Origin of the sequence: Hymenobacter coccineus, from assembly GCF_001816125.1 — a bacterium.
GTDB classification, from domain to species: domain Bacteria; phylum Bacteroidota; class Bacteroidia; order Cytophagales; family Hymenobacteraceae; genus Hymenobacter; species Hymenobacter coccineus.
Map to the genome: position 1 here is coordinate 1 of NZ_MDZA01000215.1, position 3,186 is coordinate 3,186.

At 67.3% G+C, this 3,186-nt stretch carries 3 protein-coding genes and 1 pseudogene; 2 read left to right on the plus strand and 2 right to left on the minus strand.

The annotated features are described in order from the left end of the window. The coding region (locus BEN49_RS12960) for an ABC transporter ATP-binding protein (RefSeq protein WP_125916846.1) at window positions 1-771 on the plus strand (771 nt) is incomplete at its 5' end. A 118-nt stretch (window positions 772-889) separates the two neighbouring features. On the opposite strand, the gene BEN49_RS12965 is transcribed toward BEN49_RS12960, so the two are convergent. Next, a complete protein-coding gene (locus BEN49_RS12965; protein ID WP_070744071.1) occupies window positions 890-1,645 on the minus strand; it encodes a (Fe-S)-binding protein in 756 nt (251 codons plus the stop codon). A 204-nt stretch (window positions 1,646-1,849) separates the two neighbouring features. Beyond that, window positions 1,850-2,701, minus strand: a complete 852-nt coding sequence (locus tag BEN49_RS12970) for a hydroxymethylglutaryl-CoA lyase (protein ID WP_070744074.1) — start codon at window positions 2,699-2,701, stop codon at window positions 1,850-1,852. A gap of 150 nt (window positions 2,702-2,851) precedes the next feature. On the opposite strand from BEN49_RS12970, the pseudogene BEN49_RS12975 reads away from it, so the two are divergent. After that, window positions 2,852-3,186 (plus strand): annotated as a pseudogene (locus BEN49_RS12975) (hypothetical protein); the annotation flags it as partial.

A 3,186-nucleotide genomic window follows, 5' to 3' on the forward strand; every position in this document is an offset into this window, starting at 1 on the left:
GACTACCGGGCCCCGGCCGACGCGCCCGCCGCCACCGAAGCCGCCGTGGACGCCGCCGAGCTGCAAGCGCTGCTCGCCGGGGCCCCCGCACCGGCCTTCGCGGTGCTGGTGCAAATGGCCGGCGTGTCGGTGCGCTACGGCGAAAAGGTGGTGCTCGACGACATCCACTGGACGGTGCGGCCCGGCGAGCGGTGGGCGCTGCTGGGCCCCAACGGCGCCGGCAAGTCCACGCTGCTCAGCCTGCTCAACGGCGACAACCCCCAGGCCTACAGCCAGCCGCTCACGCTCTTCGACCGCCGCCGGGGCACCGGCGAGAGCATCTGGGACCTGAAAAAACGCATCGGCTTCGTCTCGCCCGAGCTGTTTCAGCACTTCCCGGCGCGCAGCGCGGCCGCCAGCGTGGTCGAGTCGGGGTTCGATGACACGCTGGGCCTGCGGGGCCCCAGCCAGCCGGCCCGGGCCGCCGTGGCCCGCCGCTGGCTGGCCCTGTTGGGGCTGGCGGCCCAGGCCGATACGCCGTTTCGGCAGCTCTCGGCCAGCGGCCAGCGCCTGTGCCTACTGGCCCGGGCGCTGGTGAAAAACCCCGTGCTACTCATCCTCGACGAGCCCGCGCAGGGGCTGGATGGGGCCCAGCAGCGGCAGTTCCGGCGGGTGCTGGAGGCCCTGTGCCGTGCCTCCGATGTGGCGCTGATTTACGTGAGCCACTACCGGGAGGAACTGCCCGCCACTATCACCCACACCCTGCGGCTGGACGGCGGGCGGGTTGTTTAGGGATTGTTTAGGTTAATAAAACCGTCATGCTGAGCGCAACGAAGTGAAGCCGAAGCATGACGTTCAACCTGGAATTTTTGGCGATTCCCTGAATAGCCTCAATAATTTTTTTATAAAACTACCAGCCGCTAGCCAGCACATCGGCGATGTGCAGGCACTTGAGAGGTAGCTTTTCCTTTTTGATGTAGGCTTCGAGGTGCATGAGGCAGCTCACGTCGGTGCTGATGATGTAGTCGGCGCCGGTGTCGAGGGCGTGCTCGACTTTTTGCTGGGCCATGGCCACCGAAATGGCCTGGAACTTGACGGCAAACGTGCCGCCGAAGCCGCAGCAGGTGCTGGTTTCGGCCATTTCGCGGCGCGTTAGGCCGGCCACGCCGTCGAGCAGGAGCCGGGGCCCCGGGCCGATGCGGCACTCGCGTAGCCCCGAGCAAGAATCGTGGTAGGTGTAGGCGCCCGCCAGCCGGGCCCCTGGCACGGCCGTGAGGCCCAGCACGTCTACCAAAAACTCGGTCAGCTCGTAGGCGCGGGCCTGCACGGGGGGGCAGGCGGCGGCTTCGGGCTGGCCCTCGAACAAGTCGGTGAAGCTGTTGCGCACCATGCCGATGCACGAGGCCGAGGGGCTGACCACGTAGCGGGGCCCCGGGGCGGCGGGGGCAGGCGTGAAATCCCCGATAAACTTGGCGGCTACGGCGCGGGCGGCGTCCAGGTGGCCGGCGTTGTAGGCGGGCTGGCCGCAGCAGGTTTGGGCCGGGTTGTAGTGCACCTGGCAGCCCACGGCCTCCAGGATTTTGACCATGCTCAGGGCCGTGGCCGGGTAGAGCTGGTCAACGAAGCAGGGGATGAAAATATCGACGATGGGGGCGGGCGTAGGCATGTGGCAAAATTAAGCGGGCCCGTCCCGTTGCTACTTCATCGGGCGATTATTTTCGTCAGTTCCAAATAATAATAGGCGCTACCCGCGGGGCGCCCGACGGGGGTGGGTTGCTGTACTAGCGGTACGTACCGCTAAAGCGCACCGGGGCGCCCTATCACCTGCAAATCGGCCGGGGCCCGCCGTAGGCTGCGCGTAATACCAGTTTTAGTGGTTCCCGAATACCCCGTAGCTCAGCGCCTGCGCCTCGGCCAGGGCCCCTAAATCCAGCCCCAGTGGTTCGCCCTGCTCGCCCAAAAAGCTGATCAGGTGCTCCGTGGCCACGTTGCCCGTGAGGTCGTCGGCGGCCATGGGGCAGCCGCCGAAGCCGCCCAGGGCCCCGTCGAAGCGGCGGCAGCCGGCCTGGTAGGCGGCGGCCACGTTGGCGCGCCAGGCGGTGGGCAGCGTGTGCAGGTGGGCCCCAAACTCGATGCCCGGGAAGGCCGGAATCAGCTCCGCGAACAGGGCCCCCACGGTGGCCGCCGTGCCCACGCCCACCGTGTCGGAGGGCGCCACCACGCGCACGCCCAGCGCCGCCAGCTGCGCGGTGAAGTCTACCACCAGCGCCGGGCTCCACGGGTCGCCGTAGGGGTTGCCGAAGCCCATCGACAGGTACACGACCAGCGTTTTGCCAGCCTGCTCGCACAGTTCCTGCATGGCGGCCACGTCGGCCAGGGCCCCGGCGCGGGTTTGGTTGGTGTTGCGCTGCTGGAAGGTTTCCGACACCGAAAGCGGAAAGCCTAAGTAACTGATTTCCGGGTGATGAACGGCCGTTTCGGCCCCGCGGCGGTTGGCCACAATGGCCAGGAGCTTGGTGGCGGTGGCGCTCAGGTCCAGCCCGGCCAGCACCTCGGCCGTGTCGCGCAGCTGCGGAATGGCCTTGGGCGACACGAATGAGCCGAAGTCGAGCGTATCAAAGCCCACGCGCAGCAGGGCGTTGAGGTAAGCGGTTTTGGTGGCGGTGGGCACGAAGGCGGGGAGGCCCTGCATGGCGTCGCGGGGGCATTCGATGAGCTTCATAGGCGTTGATTTAGGAGTTAAAAGTTAAAAGTTGAGAGTTAAAAACACCCTGGCTTTTTAATTCTCAACTTTTAACTTTTAACTCCCCAAAGGTAGCGGCCGCGCCCGGGGCCCCGGCGAACTAGCCCGGCGCGAGCGGCGTTGCGGGGGATGCTTTTTTGGACGAATTTCCCTGTTGCCCGGCCCCGCCGCCGGTTATTTTCCCGCTCACTTTTCCTTCTGCTGGGGCTGCCCGCGCTGCTGCTGGCCTCGTGCGGCAAGCAGCAAACCTTGCAGGCCTTGTTCCAGGCGCGCACCCCGCACGCGGCCTACGCCCACCGCCTGCGCCAAGCCGGCCTCGACCGGGGCCCCGCCGGCCGCGCCTGGCTGGCCGCCGCCGACCAGGCCCTGCGCGACTCGCTCGTGGTGGCGCTGCCCTTCACCGAAACTGGGTATTTCCTTCCCCGGTACGCCCGCCGCGGCCCGGCTACCGCTCCGCCGTGCAG